This window comes from Rhodococcus sp. 06-462-5 (assembly GCF_002258315.1).
GTDB lineage: Bacteria > Actinomycetota > Actinomycetes > Mycobacteriales > Mycobacteriaceae > Rhodococcoides.
On record NZ_NOYD01000009.1, the window covers coordinates 1 to 737 of the forward strand.

Consider the following 737-nt stretch of genomic DNA (forward strand, 5'->3'; position numbering starts at 1 on the left):
CTTGTCGCCAATCGTGGTGAGATCGCGGTGCGGGTGATCCGGGCGGCCGCCGATGCCGGGTTGGCCAGTGTCGCTGTGTACGCCGAGCCCGATGCCGATGCCCCGTTCGTCCGTCTCGCCGACGAAGCGTTCGCGCTCGGTGGTCAGACCTCGGCGGAGTCGTATCTGGTGATCGACAAGATCCTCGACGCCGCCGCCAAGTCCGGTGCCGACGCCATCCACCCCGGTTACGGATTCCTTTCCGAGAACGCCGACTTCGCCCAAGCCGTGATCGATGCCGGGCTGATCTGGATCGGGCCGTCCCCGCAGTCGATCCGCGACCTCGGTGACAAGGTCACCGCCCGCCACATCGCCGCCCGCGCCAAAGCCCCGTCGGTCCCGGGCACCTCCGAACCGGTCAAGAACGCCGACGAGATCCTCGCCTTCGCCGACGAACACGGCCTGCCGATCGCGATCAAAGCCGCATTCGGTGGCGGCGGACGCGGCATGAAAGTGGCCCGTACCCGCGAGGAAATCCCCGAACTGTTCGATTCGGCCACCCGCGAAGCGGTCGCTGCGTTCGGGCGGGGGGAATGCTTCGTCGAGCGTTACCTCGACAAGCCCCGCCACGTCGAAGCGCAGGTCATCGCCGACCAGCACGGCAACGTCGTCGTCGCAGGCACCCGCGACTGCTCCCTGCAACGCCGCTTCCAGAAACTCGTCGAGGAAGCACCCGCCCCGTTCCTCACCGACGCCCA

At 67.8% G+C, this 737-nt stretch carries 1 protein-coding gene; it reads left to right on the forward strand.

The features are described 5' to 3' along the window. Window positions 1–737: biotin carboxylase N-terminal domain-containing protein (locus tag CH251_RS05215; protein WP_143537932.1), on the forward strand; the 737-nt coding region annotated here is incomplete at both ends.